This is a genomic window from Pseudomonas sp. AGC41, assembly GCF_057334555.1.
Genome location: NZ_JBHFJB010000052.1, coordinates 32,924 through 52,294 on the forward strand (window position 1 = coordinate 32,924; position 19,371 = coordinate 52,294).

Annotated in this window: 26 protein-coding genes and 3 pseudogenes; 19 read left to right on the forward strand and 10 right to left on the reverse strand. The window is 54.9% G+C overall.

Annotated elements, in window-relative coordinates; translation table 11 throughout:
• Nucleotides 1–67 precede the first annotated feature (67 nt).
• Together ACE04F_RS10620 and ACE04F_RS10625 are read left to right on the forward strand one after the other, a co-directional pair.
• On the forward strand, nt 68–415 hold the full coding sequence (locus tag ACE04F_RS10620) for a hypothetical protein (RefSeq protein ID WP_486106496.1): 348 nt from the start codon (nt 68–70) through the stop codon (nt 413–415).
• A 98-nt stretch (nt 416–513) separates the two neighbouring features.
• A complete protein-coding gene (locus ACE04F_RS10625) occupies nt 514–984 on the forward strand; it encodes a hypothetical protein (RefSeq protein ID WP_486106498.1) in 471 nt (156 codons plus the stop codon).
• A 168-nt stretch (nt 985–1,152) separates the two neighbouring features.
• Here ACE04F_RS10625 and ACE04F_RS10630 read toward each other — a convergent pair whose 3' ends face one another.
• Both ACE04F_RS10630 and ACE04F_RS10635 read right to left on the reverse strand, forming a co-directional pair.
• Complete coding sequence (locus tag ACE04F_RS10630; RefSeq protein ID WP_486106500.1) at nt 1,153–1,302, reverse strand: hypothetical protein; 150 nt, start codon at nt 1,300–1,302, stop codon at nt 1,153–1,155.
• A gap of 66 nt (nt 1,303–1,368) precedes the next feature.
• Entirely contained in the window at nt 1,369–1,761 is a 393-nt protein-coding gene (locus tag ACE04F_RS10635; RefSeq protein ID WP_486106502.1) for an Arc family DNA-binding protein, read from the reverse strand.
• A gap of 75 nt (nt 1,762–1,836) precedes the next feature.
• Between ACE04F_RS10635 and ACE04F_RS10640 the strand changes: the two genes are divergently transcribed.
• The 5 genes from ACE04F_RS10640 to ACE04F_RS10660 all read left to right on the forward strand — a co-directional run bounded on the left by ACE04F_RS10640 (nt 1,837) and on the right by ACE04F_RS10660 (nt 4,176).
• Nucleotides 1,837–1,992 (forward strand): Arc family DNA-binding protein, encoded by a 156-nt coding sequence (locus tag ACE04F_RS10640; RefSeq protein ID WP_486106504.1) that lies wholly within the window; start codon nt 1,837–1,839, stop codon nt 1,990–1,992.
• Nucleotides 1,985–2,377 (forward strand): DUF3077 domain-containing protein, encoded by a 393-nt coding sequence (locus tag ACE04F_RS10645; RefSeq protein WP_486106505.1) that lies wholly within the window; start codon nt 1,985–1,987, stop codon nt 2,375–2,377. Before ACE04F_RS10640 ends, ACE04F_RS10645 begins: the two co-directional genes overlap by 8 nt.
• Nucleotides 2,374–3,174, forward strand: coding sequence for a phage antirepressor KilAC domain-containing protein (locus ACE04F_RS10650; RefSeq protein WP_486106507.1), 801 nt, complete (start codon nt 2,374–2,376; stop codon nt 3,172–3,174). Before ACE04F_RS10645 ends, ACE04F_RS10650 begins: the two co-directional genes overlap by 4 nt.
• A 79-nt stretch (nt 3,175–3,253) precedes the next feature.
• Entirely contained in the window at nt 3,254–3,985 is a 732-nt protein-coding gene (locus ACE04F_RS10655; RefSeq protein WP_486106509.1) for a zeta toxin family protein, read from the forward strand.
• Complete coding sequence (locus ACE04F_RS10660) at nt 3,982–4,176, forward strand: hypothetical protein (protein WP_024776658.1); 195 nt, start codon at nt 3,982–3,984, stop codon at nt 4,174–4,176. The genes ACE04F_RS10655 and ACE04F_RS10660 overlap by 4 nt, the downstream gene beginning before the upstream one ends.
• 52 nt (nt 4,177–4,228) lie before the next feature.
• Here ACE04F_RS10660 and ACE04F_RS10665 read toward each other — a convergent pair whose 3' ends face one another.
• Nucleotides 4,229–4,648: a hypothetical protein gene (locus ACE04F_RS10665; protein ID WP_486106511.1), complete on the reverse strand. Its 420-nt coding sequence runs from the start codon at nt 4,646–4,648 to the stop codon at nt 4,229–4,231.
• Nucleotides 4,649–4,820: 172 nt separating this feature from the next.
• On the opposite strand from ACE04F_RS10665, the pseudogene ACE04F_RS10670 reads away from it, so the two are divergent.
• A pseudogene (locus tag ACE04F_RS10670) lies at nt 4,821–5,340 on the forward strand (P-loop nucleotide/nucleoside kinase family protein).
• Between the two features lie 33 nt (nt 5,341–5,373).
• Here ACE04F_RS10670 and ACE04F_RS10675 read toward each other — a convergent pair.
• On the reverse strand, nt 5,374–5,727 hold the full coding sequence (locus tag ACE04F_RS10675; RefSeq protein ID WP_486106513.1) for a c-type cytochrome: 354 nt from the start codon (nt 5,725–5,727) through the stop codon (nt 5,374–5,376).
• A gap of 151 nt (nt 5,728–5,878) precedes the next feature.
• Here ACE04F_RS10675 and ACE04F_RS10680 point away from each other — a divergent pair, with 151 nt between their 5' ends.
• The 8 genes and pseudogenes from ACE04F_RS10680 to ACE04F_RS10715 all read left to right on the forward strand — a co-directional run bounded on the left by ACE04F_RS10680 (nt 5,879) and on the right by ACE04F_RS10715 (nt 11,034).
• Nucleotides 5,879–6,520 (forward strand): DUF998 domain-containing protein, encoded by a 642-nt coding sequence (locus tag ACE04F_RS10680; protein ID WP_486106515.1) that lies wholly within the window; start codon nt 5,879–5,881, stop codon nt 6,518–6,520.
• 75 nt (nt 6,521–6,595) lie between these two features.
• Nucleotides 6,596–7,140 (forward strand): annotated as a pseudogene (locus ACE04F_RS10685) (hypothetical protein).
• Between the two features lie 201 nt (nt 7,141–7,341).
• Entirely contained in the window at nt 7,342–7,866 is a 525-nt protein-coding gene (locus tag ACE04F_RS10690; protein WP_486106517.1) for a hypothetical protein, read from the forward strand.
• Between the two features lie 132 nt (nt 7,867–7,998).
• The gene (locus ACE04F_RS10695; protein WP_486106519.1) at nt 7,999–8,616 is read left to right on the forward strand and encodes a hypothetical protein; all 618 of its coding nucleotides are present in this window, start codon (nt 7,999–8,001) and stop codon (nt 8,614–8,616) included.
• Between the two features lie 464 nt (nt 8,617–9,080).
• Nucleotides 9,081–9,248, forward strand: a pseudogene (locus ACE04F_RS10700) (DUF2867 domain-containing protein); the annotation flags it as partial.
• A 110-nt stretch (nt 9,249–9,358) separates the two neighbouring features.
• Nucleotides 9,359–10,105: a hypothetical protein gene (locus tag ACE04F_RS10705; protein WP_486106521.1), complete on the forward strand. Its 747-nt coding sequence runs from the start codon at nt 9,359–9,361 to the stop codon at nt 10,103–10,105.
• Between the two features lie 432 nt (nt 10,106–10,537).
• The gene (locus tag ACE04F_RS10710; RefSeq protein ID WP_486106523.1) at nt 10,538–10,768 is read left to right on the forward strand and encodes a hypothetical protein; all 231 of its coding nucleotides are present in this window, start codon (nt 10,538–10,540) and stop codon (nt 10,766–10,768) included.
• A 62-nt stretch (nt 10,769–10,830) separates the two neighbouring features.
• Nucleotides 10,831–11,034, forward strand: a complete 204-nt coding sequence (locus ACE04F_RS10715; RefSeq protein WP_486106525.1) for a hypothetical protein — start codon at nt 10,831–10,833, stop codon at nt 11,032–11,034.
• Between the two features lie 40 nt (nt 11,035–11,074).
• On the opposite strand, the gene pip is transcribed toward ACE04F_RS10715, so the two are convergent.
• The gene (pip, locus tag ACE04F_RS10720; RefSeq protein WP_486106527.1) at nt 11,075–12,055 is read right to left on the reverse strand and encodes a prolyl aminopeptidase; all 981 of its coding nucleotides are present in this window, start codon (nt 12,053–12,055) and stop codon (nt 11,075–11,077) included.
• A gap of 160 nt (nt 12,056–12,215) precedes the next feature.
• Between pip and ACE04F_RS10725 the strand changes: the two genes are divergently transcribed.
• Entirely contained in the window at nt 12,216–12,803 is a 588-nt protein-coding gene (locus ACE04F_RS10725; protein ID WP_486106529.1) for an NAD(P)/FAD-dependent oxidoreductase, read from the forward strand.
• Between the two features lie 37 nt (nt 12,804–12,840).
• Here ACE04F_RS10725 and ACE04F_RS10730 read toward each other — a convergent pair whose 3' ends face one another.
• Entirely contained in the window at nt 12,841–13,764 is a 924-nt protein-coding gene (locus tag ACE04F_RS10730; RefSeq protein WP_486106531.1) for an aromatic alcohol reductase, read from the reverse strand.
• An 84-nt stretch (nt 13,765–13,848) separates the two neighbouring features.
• Between ACE04F_RS10730 and ACE04F_RS10735 the strand changes: the two genes are divergently transcribed.
• Nucleotides 13,849–14,253: a winged helix-turn-helix transcriptional regulator gene (locus ACE04F_RS10735; protein ID WP_486106533.1), complete on the forward strand. Its 405-nt coding sequence runs from the start codon at nt 13,849–13,851 to the stop codon at nt 14,251–14,253.
• 863 nt (nt 14,254–15,116) lie between these two features.
• On the opposite strand, the gene ACE04F_RS10740 is transcribed toward ACE04F_RS10735, so the two are convergent.
• The 3 genes from ACE04F_RS10740 to ACE04F_RS10750 all read right to left on the reverse strand — a co-directional run bounded on the left by ACE04F_RS10740 (nt 15,117) and on the right by ACE04F_RS10750 (nt 16,316).
• Entirely contained in the window at nt 15,117–15,293 is a 177-nt protein-coding gene (locus ACE04F_RS10740; RefSeq protein ID WP_486106535.1) for a DUF3606 domain-containing protein, read from the reverse strand.
• A gap of 105 nt (nt 15,294–15,398) precedes the next feature.
• The gene (locus ACE04F_RS10745; RefSeq protein WP_305495783.1) at nt 15,399–15,827 is read right to left on the reverse strand and encodes a DUF2628 domain-containing protein; all 429 of its coding nucleotides are present in this window, start codon (nt 15,825–15,827) and stop codon (nt 15,399–15,401) included.
• A gap of 291 nt (nt 15,828–16,118) precedes the next feature.
• Nucleotides 16,119–16,316: a hypothetical protein gene (locus ACE04F_RS10750; RefSeq protein WP_486106537.1), complete on the reverse strand. Its 198-nt coding sequence runs from the start codon at nt 16,314–16,316 to the stop codon at nt 16,119–16,121.
• Between the two features lie 355 nt (nt 16,317–16,671).
• Between ACE04F_RS10750 and ACE04F_RS10755 the strand changes: the two genes are divergently transcribed.
• Nucleotides 16,672–17,205 (forward strand): anti-virulence regulator CigR family protein, encoded by a 534-nt coding sequence (locus ACE04F_RS10755; RefSeq protein WP_486106539.1) that lies wholly within the window; start codon nt 16,672–16,674, stop codon nt 17,203–17,205.
• A 209-nt stretch (nt 17,206–17,414) separates the two neighbouring features.
• On the opposite strand, the gene ACE04F_RS10760 is transcribed toward ACE04F_RS10755, so the two are convergent.
• Nucleotides 17,415–19,259: a sigma-54-dependent Fis family transcriptional regulator gene (locus tag ACE04F_RS10760; RefSeq protein ID WP_486106541.1), complete on the reverse strand. Its 1,845-nt coding sequence runs from the start codon at nt 19,257–19,259 to the stop codon at nt 17,415–17,417.
• Between the last annotated feature and the right edge of the window lie 112 nt (nt 19,260–19,371).

Consider the following 19,371-nt stretch of genomic DNA (forward strand, 5'->3'; position numbering starts at 1 on the left):
CTGCTATTGCTGGTTGGATAGACAGTGTCTGGCAGCAGATTTGGTCTTAGAGAGAGGAGAGGCGTCAATGCTAGAGTACGTTTCGCTGGATGTATCCTGCTCTGATGTCAAAGGAAGGAATCCTGTTCTGCTTGCATATATTTCAGAACGATTATCTTCAATTGTTCAGCCAGATGCTGAGTTTAATCCCGAAACCATCTATATCAAAGGCACCAAAAACGCTGTTTTGGATATACCGATTACTTACTCTGAATTATCTGAATATTTTAGAAGAGCGACCGGTAGGCACGTACCTGCTTTATTTGAAACTCCACAAGGACCGATTGATTCGAATAAGGTCATGGTTAATCGGGAGTGGCTCGACCGGCAGGTAAGTGATGCTGAAAAAAAACTCGCTCGCAGGGCGGCGAGTTGATTTCAAATTATACAGGTGCGCCAAACAGAGAGGGTGCTCAGACGCGAAGCCATCGAGATCGTGATGGGCTATCTGAGCTCGATAGTGACAAGGTAATCGTGCGGTCTGCCGAAGACCGGCTCGCTTTACTGGAAGCTGAAAACCGCCTTGCCGAGGCTGAGTCATTAATTGTCGAGCTGAAAGCTAAGGAGAAGGCTTCAGCCGATGATAGCCGAAATCTTTATAACGAGCTCCGAGCCAAGGATAGAAAAATCCAAGAAAAGGATTCGCAAATTGAACTGTTGAGGGCGGAGCTCGATGGGTTTTTGAACTGCTTCAATCCTGAAAGTCCGGTTCATCCAAAAGGGCTATTCGAGGCCTTCCAGTGCTGGAAGGCGGTTACTGATAGTGGCGCTCGCGATCCTTCGGGGCCTGGAGGTAGGGGGGCTTTGAGCTTGGTTTTGGATTGGTTGAAAGCCCGCGGGGAGTCAGAAGTCGGAACGATAAAAAAGCCAGGTTTGCGTGCAAAGCGGCTCGCAGCGGTAATCGGTTGGCGTGGAAAGGGAAGCGGCGCCATCAGATCAAAATAATAGGTGACCCATTGTAGGGCCTTGATTTGCACCGTCAGTCGAGAGCTGTCCAGATCTTAGCTGAATAGATAGGTCACCTATTACTACGTGGCGAGGGCTGGCCTGTGCATAACTTTGCGGTCAAGCTATGTTCGTCTTCCGGAAAGCGCTGCTGGTCTTCTCTTCAAGCTACTCCGCTGATGAGCCTGACTGGCGAGGAACTTTATTGATACTTGGTTTGGCATGAAGACCCTGCTGCACATCAAATTGAGGTAAGTCTTGAGCGTAGGGTGGAATCAGCGGCGGCTTTTTCATGATTGGGTTAATCAGGAAAGTCATATTCAACCGCTTTTAACATAGCTGTGTGCGCAGAAAGCTGAAGGAGTTCCGGAACAGGTGCCGGAGTTAACTTTTTGGAAAGCGCTTGCGCGAGGTAGGACCTTTATTGGGATGCTCGGCTTCGTCCTCAGGCACTTGAGTTTTGCGAAGAGCTTGGATCATCGCCGACATGATTTCTTTTTCTTGCGGGGTCAGCGGATCATCAAACCCAGCCAGCAAGCGATCCTTATGGATTTTTGTCGTCACCTGAGCATCAGTATACGGAACATAGGGAGCGTGCTCGGGATTCATACGATCACTGTCGCTAACTCCAGGCTCATCGCTTTCGGTAAAGCTCCGCTCGAGACGATCAAGAATTTCGGCTGTAGCGGAGCGTTTATTCCGTTTTGCAGCCGTCATTACAAGATCGCGCAAGGATTCTGGAATGCGTAGGTTGAATTGCGGGTCGGTCCGGCTCATGTCAACTCGGTCAACTATGGGTTTACTAGGTTTACGCGAGAGAATGCATCACGGTGATGCATAAGGGGCGGGCCCATGTCTAGAACAAATCCACAGTTCAATCTCAGGCTTCCGGAGGAGCTAAAGCAATGGGTGGAGAACCAGGCGCAGGAAAATTGCCGGTCACAGACAGCGGAAATTGTTTTCCGGCTGATGGAAGAGAAAAAGCGACAAGAGCAGGCAAATGCCTGAAACGAAGAAGCCCCGACGAGGTGAGAGTCGTCAGGGCTTCGGGAACGAGATCAGCTTTGAGGAAGAAATCGTCATGAATGAGCATACCGAAGTAAACGAAAAATTCAATGCTGGCGCTGTTAAAGGGCCTGTTACAGAGGAGCATCTGTTCGGCTTCTGTAACGTCGAACGGCAGGAGTTGTTTGCGATTAGACCTGGCATTCCCGCCGAGGACGCGCTTGATGAGGTGATTTGCATCCTGTCGGAGGTGCGGTCTTCGCTTGAAAGTGCAGGCACGGGGCAGGAAGGCATTTCGCCAGGCCAGACTTGGGGTCTATTTCGATCGTTGGGCATGGCGATGGCCATAGTTGAATCCACGCACCTTGGTCTGGGGAAACTCTCATGAATATCTCATCAAGCGAGCCAGGCCAGCGAGCAGGCGTCGCGCCACAATTTGCTGATTCGCGAAACGTGTCGCGTACCACTATGTCGTCGCAAGAGATCGCGGATCTCGTCGGAACTCGACACGATAGCGTAAAGCGCACTGTCGAGCGGCTGGTAGGGAAGGGCGTAATCCAAATCCCACCAATGGTGGAGAAGCCTACTGGAGGGCGGCCTTCAGCTGAGTATGTTTTTTCAGGGGAGAAAGGGAAGCGGGATTCAATCGTCGTCGTTGCCCAACTGAGTCCAGAATTCACCGCTACATTGGTCGACCGCTGGCAAGAGCTGGAAGAGCAGATAGCCAAACCTGCCTTCGACATTGCCAGTCTCAACGACCCGAAAGTTCTTCTGGCCCTGCTGACCGATAACGTCCGCAAGGTGGTCTCCCTGGAAGCGGACAACACCGAACTGACCAAAGAGAACCATCTACTGGAAGTGAAGGTAGAGCAAGACGCTCCGAAGGTGGCCTTTCACGACATGGTCACGGTATCCCACAAGAGGTACAACGCCGCCCAGGCCGCTAAGATCATCGGTACCGGCCGCACCAGGCTGCTGCAGTTCATGAGGCAGAAGGGGTGGGTGACCAGGGCCAACGAGCCGTACCAGGCGAAGATCGAGGCCGGCCTGCTCGATGTGAAGCTGGGCACCTTCGAGCATCCAATAGACGGCACGGTGCCAACGTGCTCGACGCTGATCACTGGAAAGGGACTGACGAAGCTTCAGGCCATGTGGCAGAGCAGGGAAGAGGACTTGCTGACCTAGCAAATGAAGAGAGCCCGGCCTAGCGCCGGGCTTTCGCAGGATAGGGATGTTAAAGTCCTGCCCATTAGAGGGATGAGCTATGACCCAGGAAGAGCAGGCCGTTTCTGAGCGTGCTGTGGCATTTGCAAAGCTAAACCGAACCCGTATCGCCCGGGAGCTGGCCTGTTTGGAGACCTATCCGAGCGATGAGTACCCCGTCTCTGTATTCATGGCTGGGTCGCCAGGCGCAGGAAAAACTGAGGTGTCCAGGGCGTTTATTGGGATGATGCAGGTCGGTGGGTCGAACGCGTTACGAATCGATCCTGACGATTTTAGAGTCTACTTCCCTGAATACACGGGTCGAAACTCCAGTCTTTTCCAGCGTGGGGTAACGACCATTGTTGAGCGAACCCTTGATCTGGTTTACCAGCAGCGTCAATCGTTCCTGCTGGATGGGACTCTTGCGAATCTCGAAGTGGCGCGCCGAAATATCTCGCGAGCCCTTGATAAAGAGAACAGGTCTGCCCAAATAATCTACGTCTATCAGCGTCCTGAGCTCGCCTGGGAGTTCGTTCTCGCGAGAGAAAAGAAAGACGGAAGGAGTATTCCTTGCCCTGAGTTCGTCAGACAATTCTATGCAGCAAAGGTCTCTGTCTGCATGCTTAAGCGTGAGTTTCGGGATGCGTTGCAGGTGGATGTGATCATCAAGGACAACGATGGCGAGAACGGCGATATTGGCATTGACCTTTCAGCTGACGAAATTGACGGGTTCATCAACCAGCCCTATGATCCCAACGAGCTTGAACGTATTTTGAACGGAGATTTCCCATGAAAGGCGAAAAGGCAGCAGGCGCTTCGACGAAACCTCATGGTTCGTCGACAATGTCTGAATTTTTCCGCCACGGGTCCGCGGAAGAAAGGCGAGAGATCTATCACATGGCGGCTCGTGCGGCCATTGACGAGCAGAAGGATGTGATCCGCTCGTCGAAATCTGGCGAATTTATGGCTGCAAAATGTAAATAGTTCTGTATCCATTCCCAAAGCCCGGCCTCGTGCCGGGCTTTTTGCATCTGGCTCAAGGCTTTTCTACGTTGACCTTCTCAAGCAATCCGGCAATGCCCTCCAGCAGCACCAGGTCCGACTCCTTGAGCCTTCCCTTTGCCGCGGCCCTGGCCAGCTTCTCGATGACCGCGATCGCCTTGGGCGACGCATTTTCTTGCATGGCCTTATAGATCGGTGACTGGTCACGAACGCTTTCTTGGCGAGTGAACTCGCCTTCAATGACGTTCGAACCATATCCGCCCGGGTTGACCAGAACGCCAGGCGCCAACCCGATCTTCTTCTCGAGGTTGAGCGCCGCTTTCTCGCCCAGGCCTCGATGCCCGTTGAGGATCTGGGACAAATAGGAGGCGTCCAGGTCGTGCTGGTCGGCGAATTCTTTCTGACTGAGTAGGCCGATGACGCGCCGCAGCGCTTCGACCCGAAGAGTTTTCATGTCCATCGGTGAATAGTGTCCGCGCATAGCAATCTGAAATTATTAAACGCTATTGTTACTTAATTTAGCAAATATTAATGTGAAGCCTTTTAGGAGGAAAACCATCACGCTAATGAAGCCGCCTCGAGAAAACGTATGCTACTGGATTAGCCCACTATCAAAAGGAAATGGAATGCTTATCGTCTTCAGCGGCCTTCCCGGCACCGGAAAAACGACTTTTGCCAATGATCTTGCCGTTACGACGGGCGCCGTATACCTGCGCGTCGATACGATTGAGCAGGCGATTCGAAACTCTGGCGCTCTTGCGCAAGATGTGGGGCGCAGTGATTACATGGTTGCTAGTGAGCTGGCCCTGAGTAATCTAGGCTTGGGCGGCATCGTCATCGTTGATTGCGTCAATCCCGTTCTGGAAAGCGAATCGCGTGGAGCGACATCGCCTTACGGGCTGGTAGCCAATTGGCAAACATGAAGTGGTTTGCTCCGATAAACACGAACATCGACGCCGGGTCGAAACAAGAGCGGATGATATTCCCGGGCTGACACCACCCACTTGGCAGTCAGTCCTGGATCATGAATATGAGCCATGGGTCAAAGCACCGTTTTGCATAGACACGGCCTCCGCCTCTCCGGTGCAAGCGGTCTCGATGATCATCAATCGATTCCTGTCTGGCGCTAGCGTCGGTGACCTCTGATTGCATAAACAGCTAAGCGCGTGAGCCCCGGATTCAAGCCACGTCTTTCGTTTCAATATCACCGATCTCTCGCAACGTGTTTGGAATCAAGTCGCCATTCGGGCGAAGGATTATCGAGGACACGATAACGCCTGGATAATTACTCAGTCGCTTTTGGAAGGCGGATGTCGTGAGGTCTGGTGTGGGTGGGTTGCTTTTTCTAGCCAGTGGTCCCGTTGCCTTGAGGTCTGTTCCATGGCACATGGCACACCTCTGCAAATAGAGGGTCTTGCCGTTGGCGTTATCCGCAAAGGAAGACGAAGGCTGGATGAGCGATAAGATTCCTAGCGCAGCGATGTAGAGCATTCTCGTAACAGGCGAAAAAGTCTTCGGCAAGCGTTTGCTCATAATGACCGTCCATGGTTCGAAGGGGCCACAGGATGACGCATCTACCCGCTAGCTTGCAAAAATGGATACCCCCCATGCCAGAAGCCCGCTAGCATGAAGGCGCTTCGTAGGAAACGGAGCGGTCTTTTGCCATAAAAAGGGAGTGTCGTATTTGAAAACCATTGACCGGATACTGCTGGGAATGGGGCTGTTGATTCCTCTTTGGTTGTTCGCGGGTGCGGCGCTGACGTCGCTGGGCTATCCGGGTTATAGCCATCTAGACCAGGCGATGAGTATGTTGGGCGCGGTAGGGGCTCCCACGCACGGTTATTCCGCCTGGGTGAATAACTTTCCGCTGGGCGTGCTGTTCGTACTGTTCGCGATAGGTTTGATACGCAACTTCGGGGGATCGCGCCTCGCCCTGTTCAGCGCCGTTTTAGTATTGCTCCATGGCTTGGCGAGCTTTGCTGCTGGCTATTTTTCGTGTGATCAAGGATGTGCGCCGGCGCAGCCTTCAATTTCCCAGCAGGTTCATAACCTGGCGGGTTTGATCATGTTCGTCACGCTGGCGCTGGCCATTGTCTTGTGGACTTTCCTCGGCAAACGACTGTTGTCGTCACCTGGTTTCGGAAGGTTTTCGATGCTTTGCTTGATCCTGGCTGTCGTGACGGTAGCGATGATGTCCAAGGCATTCGCCGAAGGGCATGGATTTGGCCTGTACCAAAGGCTCAATTACGGCGTATGCGTCGTGTGGATTGCGGCCTTGGCATGGGTCGCTCTTCGTGTTGAAGTGACCCCGGCAAGCGTCCGTTAATGAGCGCCTTATAACCCATCTGCCCCGGCGGACATACTTGACCTCCATCTCACCGATTTTTGGATAGGGAAATCAATGAACAACTCCAAGCTTTCGATTGCACTGTCCTGTGCTGTTGCTCTTTTGATGTTGAGCGGATGCGCTGCTTCTGTCAAAAGCGGCGGGACAGAAACGCTGGTCATCCAGGAGTTAGCCAAGCAAAACCTGGTGGTGAACTTCCAGGGAAACAGCAAGGTTCAACAGAACGAGGACTGGCCTCGCTTGAAACAAGAATGGCGCGATGCCCTGCAAGTCGAAGCGACTCGTGCCGGCTATAGCCTTGCGGAAGGTCAGGCATCAAATCCTGAAGGCGAAGACGGTGTCGGTATCAAGATCAATGTGAGCAATTTCCGTTACCTCACTCCGGGTGCACGCTACGGCGCCGGTGTCATGGTGGGGAATGCGTGGGTCAATTCCAGCGCAGATTATACGGACTTGAAATCAGGCCGGCTGATCGGCACCCGAACGTAAACACATCGTCGTCTGCCTGGGAAGGCGTCATGTCGGCGATGACCAAGGAGCAGGTTGAGGCTATTTCTCAGAAAATCATAAGCGACATCAAGAGCGCAAAAGCCAAGTAGTGCGGCCTTCGAAGCAAGAAAAAAAAGAAAAAGGGACAGAAAAAAGGGACGGATTTATTTTTGCTCCGTGCGTTTGAGAGTTCTTATCGAATGGATTCGCTTGGAACTGGCAGTTGGCTGGAAAATAAATCTGGTCCCCTTTTCCCTTTTTTCCCCCCTTTTCCCCTATCTTTTCCTTCAGTCTGCGACAGGGGATTACGGATGACACCACTTGGCTCCAACGAAGTTTTCATCATCCGGCCGAAGATCGGCATTGGTCGTTTATTTTTTGTTCCACTGCTTCGCCAGACACCTTGGGCCATCACGGCGATCTTTTGTATCAGCTTATCGACCGGCCTGTCGTTACCGGGGAGGGAATGGCCGGGCATCATACTCGCAAGCCTGGTTGTGATGTGGTGGGTATATCAACTGGGCAGAGATATCAGCGAGCGCGCTCCACTGGCGGTGCAGGCGTCTGGTGTGGCTTTTCTCGGACGGTATCGACTAACGAAACGCACACCGCTTCGAATAGTGCTCAACCCTGACGGCCACCTGGCTGTTTTTAGCAAGTCCTACAGGATTTATGTCGAGTATGAAAACGGGCGCTTGTTAATCGCTCGCCGTGTCGGCGGAAAAGAATTCAACCAACAGAAACAGCTCGCCCGCGAGCTCGCCGCGTTTCTGGGTTTATTTGCATACGTGGATGATGGCTCTGGAAGGCTGAAGAAATTAGCCGGCCAACGGTGAGGTTCCCGCCGCAACCAAGCAAACGAAGCCCTGTTAAAGCACTTATCCGCGCATTGCGGGCCAAGCCCTATGAGTTGACGCTCCGTGAGTGATAACCTGCGAGTTCTTCTTTAAGTGATATTGGATACAGTCATGGAAAGCTGTTTGGGGACGCTCGGAGCTAGCCTCGCTAACAGGATAGTGGTTCCTGCCGCTTGGTTATCGGGGCTTGTAACGATAGGACTCGTGTGGGGCATGATACGGTTTTCGCCCGATAAGCTTACAGTCGAAGGACGTCAGCTCTTCGGGGTTTCTTTTTCTATCTTTGTTCTCGCCATAGGGTACTTGATATGGCGTAAGCGACGAGCAAAAGCACTGGTGACATCCATCAATCTAAAAGAAGGTCTGAGCTTGGACGGTGCTCAGATGCTCGGCTATCCAAACTCCCTGTTTTTTGTCTTTGACCTTTCCAACAAGAAACTCGCTCAATGCCAAAGTGTCACCGGCGACTATCAAATTCGAGACTTCACGTGGGTAACAGGCTGGCAGTTCGAGTGGCAACAGATTGACAGCAGGGTATCGGGCGGCGTTCTTCAAATAATCGATGGGGCAGGCATGAGCGTCCCAACCGATGAAATTCGGCGTAGGTTCATAAAATTCTCACTGGTTTTGACGGTTGCCGATACAAGTCATCCTCTCTTCCGTTTCCCGATGAACCGGAGCGCAGCTGAAGGCTGGTGTAGCCGGTGCAATGTTCTTTTCAAGTGCTAAACACGACGCATCACACCAGAAGATAATTTCTTTAGAACTCGCGGCAGCACTGATGTCGGAAGAAAGCCCCGGCGGATTGCGCTGGGGCTTTTTTTGCAGATTACTTGGCCCCGAAATCCGGATGGGACTCTTCGAGCTTTCGTCAACTGCCCCAAATACCTTCTCGATATTCCCGCGACAATAGGCGTCGATGGCATGCAAACATCCGTACAGATTTTCTTTGTTTCTAATATGTAGGCGCCATCCTTCAGCTGATGCTCTTTGAAGGTGGCGATGGCAAAGATCGGCAATGAGCTATAGTGCAGCGACGTCTGAATTACGGGAGGTAAAAACGGAGGAGTAGGGGTTATCGCTAACCAGCGACATCTCGGGTGTAGGCGTATTCAGTTCTCCTACATTTTGATTTTTAAAACGCGGCATGGCCGATCGTTTATCTAGTACCTGAAACTCAGGAGAGACCCCCGATGCGGGAATTTGAGCTCATTAAGCCCGTGCCAGTGGCTCCAAGGTCCGGCATTGCCCATCTTTACAAACCGATGAACCTGTCGGACGCTTTTGCGATTCGGCTCCCTGCAGGCACATCCAGCGATCCAGATCTGCTCGCTCGATTCATAATTTCCAATCAGCCCTCCTGCCACGCAAGCAACCGCCAGAAGATAATGAGCATCGATAGCCCTGACCTGATAGCGTTGTGGGAAAGGGGCGTGGGTGTATGCAGGGAATGGGCAAACTGGAGCCGTTAATGTCGTACAACTACACGAATGGCCGCTACCTTGTCTTCAAAGGCAACGGCAACGATGGTGCGCCTTTGGGCCGGATTCACCAGGATGGAACCGTTCGAAACCTCCTGGGTGAGCCGCTGTACTACATAAACCTGGACGAACATGCGTTCTGTTCGATGGACTTTACCTTTCAGGGCAACATACAAAAAATTCGCGGCACGTTTTATGTGCTCGGCGACAAAACTCTTTTCACCTTTTCCGAGATGAAGGTCACGCCACTTGAAAACGAGACCGAGGAGCAGGCGCTGCGCAGGGAGTTCAAAAAAACGGCGATGAATCTGGCGAGACAAATCGTTCAGGCGAAGAACGAGATGGCGCAGGAACGCATAGAGATGACCCTGTCCGATTCAAACCCTTTGCGCCGTTTCCGTGCCTTCTTCACGAGCCGAGCCCGCAGGGAGCGGTCATCGCCAGAGTGGTGTCGCAGTGAGTTAGAAAACGATCATGAATTCAGATCAAGGTCTGTCGCTGCCTCCCCGTCGTCACTCGCGACAATGGTCTTGTGGGCAACGGATGCAAGAACAAGGAAAACGCGGCCATACAAACATTACGCGACGGTTCGACTACAAGTTAACTCCTATTACGGTCTATCCCCAGCTTTCCGCTTTCCGCCGATCAAGGTGGGCAGTATGCCGTCAATTGCAGCAGCTCCTCGTCGCAGCTCACGTTGGGAAAGTACTCCAACTATCTATACCCCGCGTTTCTAACCGCGGTAAATCTCAAGAGCGCGGTGTGCTACACGCGCCTTCCAATTGACTGGTATTCATATGAAATTGGTAGCCTTGGCATTCTCGCTGTTCGCGCTGGCAGCCTGCATGCCTTATAGGACGGTCGCTTCGCCAGATCCAGACTGGATGCGTCTGGGTGGATATGAGCCTGAGGGTTATCCAAGGACGTTTGTTGAGACCTGGGAAGGCAAGTGCTATGCGGTTACCGAGGCATGGTTCAAGAGCGCAATCAACGGTCGTACCTTGTGGACCAAGCGGCAGTCTCACGAGGCTGTTACCTGTCCATAGGCGCCCCCGGAAGCAGATTGGAGGGTCCGGGATCCTGCAATCATGAGGTGCAGGCGATCAAGCCGTTGAAACTTCAACCATTACGAGACGATCTTCTAAGCATCGGCTAACAGGAGATCAGGTATGAAATGTTATCTATGCGGGATGGAAGCACAACAGTCCAAAGAGGACCAAGGTGGTGAGCTCGTCAACTGCGCTGACTGCGGCAGCTACAAAATTTCAGGCCTTGTTCTGAAAGAGCTGGGGGCCAGGAAATTCAATTACCCGCAAATGCGCGATGATCTACACCGCCAGCGGCAGTTCAACGCTACGTCTGTCGCCGAGATCAATACCGAGACGGCCATCTGGGCTTGAGTGTGGTGCTGCCTGGCGCTTCATCGCAAAGCCCCCGATCAACTTTGAAAAGCGCCAAGGTAATGCCAAAGAAACAGCCGGACGACAAGACGATAGCGAGCGCTGCCGAAATCGAGCGATCAATCCTGGCGCTCAATAAAATGGCTGAGCGCCTATGGGGCGACGGCCGGGAAGCTGAAGCCGAGGCTCTTTTGAAGGCGCTGGATGCATTGAACCGTGCGCTTGATCGCATAAGAATCGGGGAGAGTCGCAGAGTGCTTCACTAAGCCCGGCCTTGGTCCAGGCCCAGGTTGTATCGGGCACCTCCTAGCTGAATCCTCCACTTGCCTTGAACTGTTCCGTCGCCTCAATCAAAGCACTGATAATCCCCGTTTCCGAAGGGGAGTGCCCGGCATCATTGACCACGGTCAGCACCGAGCCTGGCCACGCCTTGTGCAGGCGAAACGCCGAGTTGGGTGTGGCAATCATGTCGTGCCCCCCTTGAATGATCCTGCACGGCAGGTGGGCGATCGCCGCGATGTCTCGGATGAGTTGATCTTCTTCCAGAAACAGTTGGTTCTTGAAGTACCAGGCATCCAGGCATCCCATGCCAATGCTGGTCTGATCGTCTGAAGCTTGTTCTTCGACGCCGTCAGGGTCGTGTCGCAACAGCGAACAACTGGCAGAGTAGCGCACCCAGCAGCGGATGGCGTCCATGCGTAGGCGCTCGTCATCACCGGTCATGCGGTCCAGGTAGGCCGCCAAGAGGTCGTGGCGTTCGGCTTCGGGAATGAAGTTCACGAAGTCTTCATGGGCGCGCGGAAAGAAGCGCCGCATGCCGTGGATGAACCAGTCGATCTCATCGCCCGTGCCTAGAAATACCCCTCGCAGGATAAAGCCAAGGCAGCGTTGCGGATGCGTTTCGCCGTAGGCCAACGCCAAGGTAGTGCCCCAGGAGCCACCGGTAATCAGCCAACGATCGATTTCCAGATGCTCCCTCAACGCCTCGATGTCGCTGACCAGCGCTTGGGTGGTGTTGTCGCGCAGTTCCGCCAAGGGCGTCGAGCGAAGCGCGCCGCGCTGATCGAACAGTACGATGCGGTAATGATCCGGATCCCAGAATTGTCGTTTGGTCGGCGGAGCGCCTTCGCCGGGTCCGCCGTGGAGGTAAATCACCGGTACACCGTCGGGATTGCCGCTTTCTTCCCAGTAAAGCGTATGCAGATCGTCGACGGGCAGCATGCCGCTGCGCCGAGGCTGCTCGATAGGGGGAAATTGGCTGTAGGTGATCTGGCGTGGGGCATCCATGGGGCGACTCCTGATGTATGTGTTGTTTCAGCAGGGTCTCTTTCAGTTCGGAAAGAGCCGCCTGCCGCAAGTTCACACGCGTGGCCGCCGCGCAGGACAAACGGAAGACACATAAGCCATTGATAACGCGGCATAAACGGCCGCTTGTCGACTGCCACGCATGGAGCGGCCTTACGATGCGGTTGCGCAATCGGTGATCCGACTTTGCGCGATATGTGATGGTTACGAGGTCAACGGCGACAACGTCGCGGTTTACGGCGAGGCGAGCTGTGCGATCAGTCATGGATTGTTTTTGCGAAACTTCACCGACCGGGTAACGGTACTGATTCATGGAGATAGCCAGGCTTGCGAAGAAGCCGTTGCGGTAGCGGGGCATGCCGGTATTTGCGTGGTCGATGATCGTGTCGAACATATAGAGGCTGGCAGCGATCAAGTCCAGGTAGTGACGTGCAAAGGCGAAAGCCTCTGCTTCGACATTGTGTATCCATCTCTGGGCTCGCAAGTGTGTTCCGAACTCGCGGTACAACTCGGTGCCGAGACCGACGAGCAAGGTGCGCTGGTCGTCGACGCGCACCAGCGCACCTGCGTAGAAGGGTTGTATGCGGTAGGAGACGTCGTCAATTCGCTCAAACAGATCAGTGTCGCTACCGGCCAGGCGGCAGTCTGCGCGACGGCGGTACATAACAGCCTGGAAATGCGTTTGTGGGATCGAGCGCGTGACAAGAAGACGCCTTTCGAATCTATTTGAGCTTGCACCAGGCGGCACCTATCAGCGCCGCTCCGGATCATTTTCGAAAGTACTGTTCTATCCACTGCGCGACGCTGATGGTTTCGATCTTATTCCGTGCGTTATAACTGTCCGCCTTTGGCCATGCGACGCCCTTGCCTTCGGCGAACACGGCGCGGTACTTGCGGATCGAGTCATCGGGGGCTGTCGCCAGGTCGGCCCTGAGCATTGGCAGCGTCCATTCCTCGCGTGTTACCTGGCGCTTGAGTACTTGCTCGATGGTATCCGCCAATTGCCGGTAGGTAAGGGTGTCGCCTGCGGTGAAGACCACTTGGTTTGCAAGTCCGGGTTCAAACAGGATGGATGCGGTCAAGCGGCCAATATCTTCCGAGGTGGTAACAGTCACAGCCGTGTCCCAACTGCCCAGCGCACGCACTGTGTTCTGATCCAGGTCCACTACGCCAAAGGCCGGCTCAAACAGAAAGCTGGTGAACATGCCGGTGGAGATAATCAGCCATTGAACCCGCGACTGGCCACGCAACAGGTCACGTACATCCAGTTGTTCATCAAACAAGTCTTGCGGGCTGCCGCGACCGATCACGTCGTAGTCCACGCCAAACTGCCAAGGCACAAAACGTTTCAGGTCCGATTGCAATGCTGCGCGGGCCAGTTTGCGCTGTATGCCTGCGCCTGCGGCGAATCCCAGGCAACTTACCAGCGTGTCGAAACCGCTGAACAATGCGCGGAGCTTTTCTTCGGAGTCGTTCGCAGCATCGGCGAACATTACCTTGATGCCTAGGGCCTCCAGTTCTTCAAACATCTGGCGCTTGTCGTCATGCGCGGCTTCGAGGCTCAAAGGTCGAAGCATGACCGTTACGCGCGCCTTCGGCCGGGCTGCCAGTCCGCGGAGCACGGCCATGCCGAGTTCTCCTGCGCCCAACACGAGAATGTTGTCGGTTTCCGCAACGGTTTGTGGTTGCATCGGTAATTTACTCTGATCGGTGATGTTGGTTTTATCCTGTCACCAATGACGAGCATTCAGAAGAAGGCACACGAGTGATACCGCATGAACACAGTGACTGAAGCAGAACTTATCCGTTCATCCCAAGCCATCTGCGACGCACTGAGTGAGGAGGACGATAGCCTCAAGCGTGAGGTGCTGACCCATGCAGGCAATCGCTGGTCATTGGGGATCGTTCACACTTTGGGCGTGGAGGGAAAGCTGCGCCACGCTGAAATCGCTCGTCGGTTGCCGGGCGTTACGCAACGCATGTTGACCCGCAGCTTGCGGCAACTTGAACGAGACGGGCTTATCGCACGCCATGATCACGGCGAGGTGCCGCCACGTGTCGATTATGAACTTACCCCGCTGGGCCGAAGTTTTCTGGCGCAGATGGTGCCGTTATGGATGTGGCTGTTGGAGCATGCGGAAGATTTTCGCGCGGCCCGCGTTCGTTTTGGCGAAGTCTGAGCTACTCGACAACAAACCGGAACACTGAAGCACCCTGGCGTATCTACCGAAAACACAATCGGAGCGCCTGGCAGTGGATGTGTACAGGATCGAGTTCGAAAATGACCGTTGGACACTTTATAAATCTCATGGCTACAAACCGATCCTGCAGGCTGACAGTCAAGGTGAGTTGATCGACCATGTGCTTGCCTTGACACGGGGGGAGGGTGTCGTGGTTCGGTTCATGGGGAACAGCGGCGTGCGAGAATTGAGACTGGGGAACGTGCGGGACGAAGTACCGTAGCGGACCTGTGAACCGCGTATTGATTGAACTGCCAGCGTCCTGGTGTGCCCAACCCGTTATCAACGAGAGGGTAGACCCATGACCGACGAGAAGAAAAAAGAACAACCCAAGGACGACACGCCCGCCCACTCCACCGCGCAGGAGCGTGAGCGTTTGAAGGACTTCAACAAAGAGGGTATTCCACCGGGGTCTTCATGATCGGCCTCGGCAATTGCGCACTGCCTCCGTGCGGATTTACCTCCCGTTAGACGGAGGCTGGCGGCGCAAACGTTATTAGCGCCGCCAGCACAACTTGCCGGTTACTCCACCATGCAAATCCAATGATGATCCTCCCTGTAAGGCGCTCGGATAAACGCCACGTCGGATACCAGCACCATCCCACGCTTCTGAAGTGCTTCGGTCAGTTGTACGAGTGTCTCTGCTTCGATAGTCATCGCTGTTACCTCGTCAGATTACTGCGTTCATAATTGTTGACCGAACGCCTTGACGGGTAATTCATTTTTTCTAACGAGCTGATCGAGTGGCGCAAAGACGAGGTACGTCGCTACAAAAAAGCCCTACAGTGATGTAGGGCTTTTTCTTATTTCTTCAGATGCCTGCGAACATCATCGGCCACCGGCCCAACAGCCTTGACCGCTGCCTTGAGCTGCTCTTCGGTCACGCCGAATTCTTTCGCCCAGTATCTCAATTCCCAGTCTTCGGAAGTGTTGATGCGGTTCCGGTCCTGGGGCCCGCGATTGCTCAAGTCGTCAGCCATTGTCGAGTTCCTGTGAAAGGCCTGGTAACGCCAGGCGACATTCAATGGACCATCAGGCGGGGCTGTTTGCACCATTTCATATGGCGCTGACGACTAAGCCGCTAGTCAGAGACGCATGCCTTTGAGCGGATTCCAGCCTTGCTCGCCTTTGATTTCCTTCAGGTAGTAGGCGTAGTTGGTCATGAGCGCATACATCATCGACATCGCGATATTCAGGCCCATGCTCAACGGCCGCGGAAAATCCATGCCGATAATGGCGAAAATCACGCTCAGTACGATGTTGATCGCTAGGAAGATTCCGAGCAGCGCGAGGTTCTTCTTCCACAGGCCCAACACGAACAGGTAGATAGGACCGAAGAAAAACGCGATCACGTTGGCGTTGATCAGGATTTTCTTCTTGAAGTCCGGCAGGGTCTTGACGGCTTCCTTGTAGCGCGGGTCGTTTGGCGCGCCATAGGTATCGAAGAAGTCGAAACGTTCCTGCCATTTGGCGCTGTATTTTCCGCTGCTTTGTATTTGTTCAGTCGTGCTCATTTTTCGCTGCTCCTGGTGTTCCATCAAAAAGATCGTTCTTCCGAGAATCCTGCGCTGTTTTTCTTGGTCTTTTGGCTAAAGCGCTTTTGCTGCCCGCTTTATAAGCGTTCGCGCGCAAAAATACCGCAACAGTTGTTTAAATGGCTTTCTGATCTGTGATGGGCATCACGCTGGTCTTGCGAGGGCAGGGGAGGTAATTCAAGACGGCGCTGGAAACCGTAAAGGCAGGTCATCCCGAATCGCCCGCTCAATCAAACGGGCGACGGGTTTCATCCAACATTCAGACCGCAGTCAGAGCATGGCATCTGCAAAAGCGTGGTCCGGGACGATTGTCAGAAAGTGCAGCGGCATCTGCTGTTCCGTTTGCGCTGTCGGCATTTCAAGACTGCCGACTATCTGACTTTGAAGCGCGCTCAACCGCATCGACTCTTCTTCCTTTAACTTTGCCATTCTCGCGTGGTTCGCTGCGATTTCGTTGAGAGTTGACACGGTACATCTCCGGTGGCTGACCAAGCGTTGAGAATTTGCTGCCGCGCCAGAAAGACGTCGTCCTGCGCTGCTCACAAGGTCTGCTGCAAACCTTGAGCCAGACGTGCTCGTGCCATACGCACGACTTGTCACAGGCGACCGGTGGCAAGTGTCGGCGCCTGGCGAGGCGTCAGTACTTCAACCATGCCTCAGGAATAAGTCACTGATACGACAAAACCGGGTCAATTGCCGCCTGATTGCCTGGTTCAGGGCGGCACCGGGTGCAGGTAACCGACACGCAGCGTGATATGGAACTAATATCACCGTTAGTCTCTATATCCTTACAGGGACGCTTCCCTTTTTTGAGAGTACTGCCATGTTCAAATCGAGCTCGTTGATTGCTGCAGTGACCTGTTTGGCCTTGGTCGCGGGCCCCGGCCTTGTTGTTGCGGACCCGGGCAATGGCAAGGGCAACGCTCAAGTCGATCAAGGTCAGGGACAAGGAGCCAAGGGCGGGCAGGGCAACAAGGGCGGCCAGGGTAATGCTGGCAATAAGGGTAACCAAGGCAATGCTGGCAATAAAGGCAACCAGGGAGGCAAAGGCAACCAGGGCGGTGGCGGCAGCGATTGGCATAACGGTCCGAGCATCGACCGAGGCGGCGTGTTGAGTGTGATTGGTGGTTATCGTGATTACTGGAGCCCGGGCCCGGCACTGCCGCCGGGTATCCAGAAGAACCTCGCCAGGGGCAAGCCGCTGCCACCGGGCATCGCCAAGAAGCTCGACGGACGTTTGCTGGGACATCTGCCGCGCTATGACGGTTACGAATGGCAGCAGGTTGGTACCGACCTGATTCTGGTGGCGATCGCCAGCGGCATCATTTACGAAGTGCTCAACGGCGCCTTCGACTGACCTGTTGCTTGAGTGGAATGGCAACCGCTTCGGAGTGCCAGGCGGATAAGCGAAACTTCTGTGGGAGCGAGCCTGCTCGCGAAAGCGGTGTGTCATTCAACGTTGAGGTTGGCTGTCCCGACGCCTTCGCGAGCAGGCCCCCTCCCACATCTTTCCGTTTCGCATGCACCACAAAATCTCCTCTGGGGCTCGCTCCCACAGGTTTTGTATCAGCTTTCCAGCTGCCGCAGACGTTTGTACAAGGTATTGCGGCTGACTCCAAGGCGTCGCGCCAGGTGTGAAATATTCCCACCCACCGCCCGCAACTGACGGTTCAGGTCTTCGGCATCGTTCAGGTCCACAGCCAGCGGCTCCGGTTTCTCCAATGGCTCCATTTCCAGGTCGACAAAAAAGTCATCGGGCAGATGTTCCGGGCGGATCGGCTGTTCCTCGGCCATTGCCAGGGCCACTTGCAGCACGCTGCTGACTTGCCGCAGGTTGCCCGGCCAGGGGTGGCGTTCGAACAGCTCCAGGACTTCGCGGCTCAGGCCGGCCCATTGGGTCGGCTCGCGGTGGTGTTCCCAGAGGCGCTTGAACAGCGCCTGCTTGTCGCTGCGTTCGCGCAGGGGCGGCAATTCCAGGGTCAGACCGCCGATGCGGTAGTAGAGGTCCTCACGAAACCGCCCCAGTTGCACCTGTTCGCGCAGCGAGCGGTTGGTGGCGGAGATGATGCGGATGTCCACCGGGAACAGCTCGGCGCTGCCCACCGGTTGCACGCAGCGTTCCTGCAAGACCCGCAGCAAGCGGGCCTGGGTCGGCAGCGGCATGTCGCCAATTTCATCGAGAAACAACGTGCCGCGATCGGCCTTGCGGATCAGGCCGATGCTGCCCTTCTGGTTGGCGCCGGTGAAGGCACCTTTTTCATAACCGAACAATTCCGACTCGACCAACTCGGCGGGGATCGCCGCGCAGTTGACTGCGATAAACGCCTGCTTGCAACGCGAACTGGCCTGGTGCAAAGCCTTGACGAAGACTTCCTTGCCGACGCCGGTCTCGCCGTGGATCAGCAGCGGAATGTCTTTTTCCAACAGGCGCTCGGCCTGGCGCACGGCTTTTTCCACGCGACTGTCGCCAAAGTGCAGGGTGTTGAGGCTGATCCCGGTATTGGCGGGCGCTGGCGAGGGCGTTGTTTCGGCAAAGATGCGCGGCTTGACCGACACCTGCTTCGGCCGCTTGAGCAGGCACTGGAACCGATTGCGCCCGGACGCCTGCAACGCGAACGGCAGGCCGTCGGGCTGGTTGAGCAATTCCATCAGCGAGACCTTGAACAGGCTTTCGATGCTTACTCGCGACAGACTAAGGCCCAACAGGTTGTCGGCGCGGCGGTTGGCCGAGAGCACTTGGCCGCTCTCATCGAAAATCAACAGCCCGGCCCATTGGCTGTCGAGGTTGTTCAGTCCGGTGTTGAAGGTGAGCTGGAAGTGTTCACCGCGAAACAGGTTGAGGATCAGCCGGTTCTCCACCGTCTGGCTCATCATTTTCACCATGCCCAGGGTGTGGGACGGCGGCAGGTAGCTGTCGCTGGAGACGTCCAGCACCGCGATGACCTTGCGCTCGGCATCGAAGATCGGCGCGGCGGAGCCGGTCATGAAGCGGTTGGCCTTGAGGAAATGTTCATCGTGTTCGATATGCACCGCCTGTTCACAGGCCAGCGCGGTGCCGATGGCGTTGGTGCCGGTGCAGCGCTCCATCCAGCTCGCTCCGGCGCTGAAGCCGTGGGCCAGCTTCGGTTCGATGAAGCGCTGGGTGCCCCAGGAGGTCAGCACCTGGCCCTGGTTGTCGGCCAGCATGATCAGGCAGTTGGAGTTGCTCAGGATGTTCTCGTAGTACGGCAGGACTTCCTGGTGAGTGGTCTGTACCAGTGAATGCTGGCTTTCCAGTAACTGGGCGATGCCCTCGGCCGGCAATGGGTCGAACGCCGGCACGCTCTGGTGATTGAGGCCAAAGGCGCGGCAACGGGACCAGGAAGCCTGAATGATGGCCTCGTGGGACAAGGCAGGAGCAGGTGCGGCCATGGGGCACTCTCGCAGGTGCTGTTTTTATTGTTGTGGCAAGTCTCGCACAGAGTCCTTGTGCTGGGGCAGGCCTGAATATCAATCCATACACAGATCCTGTGGGAGGGGGGGG

What these genes read in the sequence shown, in the direction of transcription:
- ACE04F_RS10620 (WP_486106496.1), top strand. Translation starts at nt 68, where the DNA reads ATGCTAGAGTACGTTTCGCTGGATGTATCCTGCTCTGATGTCAAAGGA.
- ACE04F_RS10630 (WP_486106500.1), bottom strand. Translation starts at nt 1,302, where the DNA reads ATGACTTTCCTGATTAACCCAATCATGAAAAAGCCGCCGCTGATTCCA.
- ACE04F_RS10635 (WP_486106502.1), bottom strand. Translation starts at nt 1,761, where the DNA reads ATGAGCCGGACCGACCCGCAATTCAACCTACGCATTCCAGAATCCTTG.
- ACE04F_RS10640 (WP_486106504.1), top strand. Translation starts at nt 1,837, where the DNA reads ATGTCTAGAACAAATCCACAGTTCAATCTCAGGCTTCCGGAGGAGCTA.
- ACE04F_RS10645 (WP_486106505.1), top strand. Translation starts at nt 1,985, where the DNA reads ATGCCTGAAACGAAGAAGCCCCGACGAGGTGAGAGTCGTCAGGGCTTC.
- ACE04F_RS10650 (WP_486106507.1), top strand. Translation starts at nt 2,374, where the DNA reads ATGAATATCTCATCAAGCGAGCCAGGCCAGCGAGCAGGCGTCGCGCCA.
- ACE04F_RS10655 (WP_486106509.1), top strand. Translation starts at nt 3,254, where the DNA reads ATGACCCAGGAAGAGCAGGCCGTTTCTGAGCGTGCTGTGGCATTTGCA.
- ACE04F_RS10660 (WP_024776658.1), top strand. Translation starts at nt 3,982, where the DNA reads ATGAAAGGCGAAAAGGCAGCAGGCGCTTCGACGAAACCTCATGGTTCG.
- ACE04F_RS10665 (WP_486106511.1), bottom strand. Translation starts at nt 4,648, where the DNA reads ATGAAAACTCTTCGGGTCGAAGCGCTGCGGCGCGTCATCGGCCTACTC.
- ACE04F_RS10675 (WP_486106513.1), bottom strand. Translation starts at nt 5,727, where the DNA reads ATGAGCAAACGCTTGCCGAAGACTTTTTCGCCTGTTACGAGAATGCTC.
- ACE04F_RS10690 (WP_486106517.1), top strand. Translation starts at nt 7,342, where the DNA reads ATGACACCACTTGGCTCCAACGAAGTTTTCATCATCCGGCCGAAGATC.
- ACE04F_RS10695 (WP_486106519.1), top strand. Translation starts at nt 7,999, where the DNA reads ATGGAAAGCTGTTTGGGGACGCTCGGAGCTAGCCTCGCTAACAGGATA.
- ACE04F_RS10705 (WP_486106521.1), top strand. Translation starts at nt 9,359, where the DNA reads ATGTCGTACAACTACACGAATGGCCGCTACCTTGTCTTCAAAGGCAAC.
- ACE04F_RS10710 (WP_486106523.1), top strand. Translation starts at nt 10,538, where the DNA reads ATGAAATGTTATCTATGCGGGATGGAAGCACAACAGTCCAAAGAGGAC.
- ACE04F_RS10715 (WP_486106525.1), top strand. Translation starts at nt 10,831, where the DNA reads ATGCCAAAGAAACAGCCGGACGACAAGACGATAGCGAGCGCTGCCGAA.
- pip (WP_486106527.1), bottom strand. Translation starts at nt 12,055, where the DNA reads ATGGATGCCCCACGCCAGATCACCTACAGCCAATTTCCCCCTATCGAG.
- ACE04F_RS10725 (WP_486106529.1), top strand. Translation starts at nt 12,216, where the DNA reads ATGGAGCGGCCTTACGATGCGGTTGCGCAATCGGTGATCCGACTTTGC.
- ACE04F_RS10730 (WP_486106531.1), bottom strand. Translation starts at nt 13,764, where the DNA reads ATGCAACCACAAACCGTTGCGGAAACCGACAACATTCTCGTGTTGGGC.
- ACE04F_RS10735 (WP_486106533.1), top strand. Translation starts at nt 13,849, where the DNA reads ATGAACACAGTGACTGAAGCAGAACTTATCCGTTCATCCCAAGCCATC.
- ACE04F_RS10740 (WP_486106535.1), bottom strand. Translation starts at nt 15,293, where the DNA reads ATGGCTGACGACTTGAGCAATCGCGGGCCCCAGGACCGGAACCGCATC.
- ACE04F_RS10745 (WP_305495783.1), bottom strand. Translation starts at nt 15,827, where the DNA reads ATGAGCACGACTGAACAAATACAAAGCAGCGGAAAATACAGCGCCAAA.
- ACE04F_RS10755 (WP_486106539.1), top strand. Translation starts at nt 16,672, where the DNA reads ATGTTCAAATCGAGCTCGTTGATTGCTGCAGTGACCTGTTTGGCCTTG.
- ACE04F_RS10760 (WP_486106541.1), bottom strand. Translation starts at nt 19,259, where the DNA reads ATGGCCGCACCTGCTCCTGCCTTGTCCCACGAGGCCATCATTCAGGCT.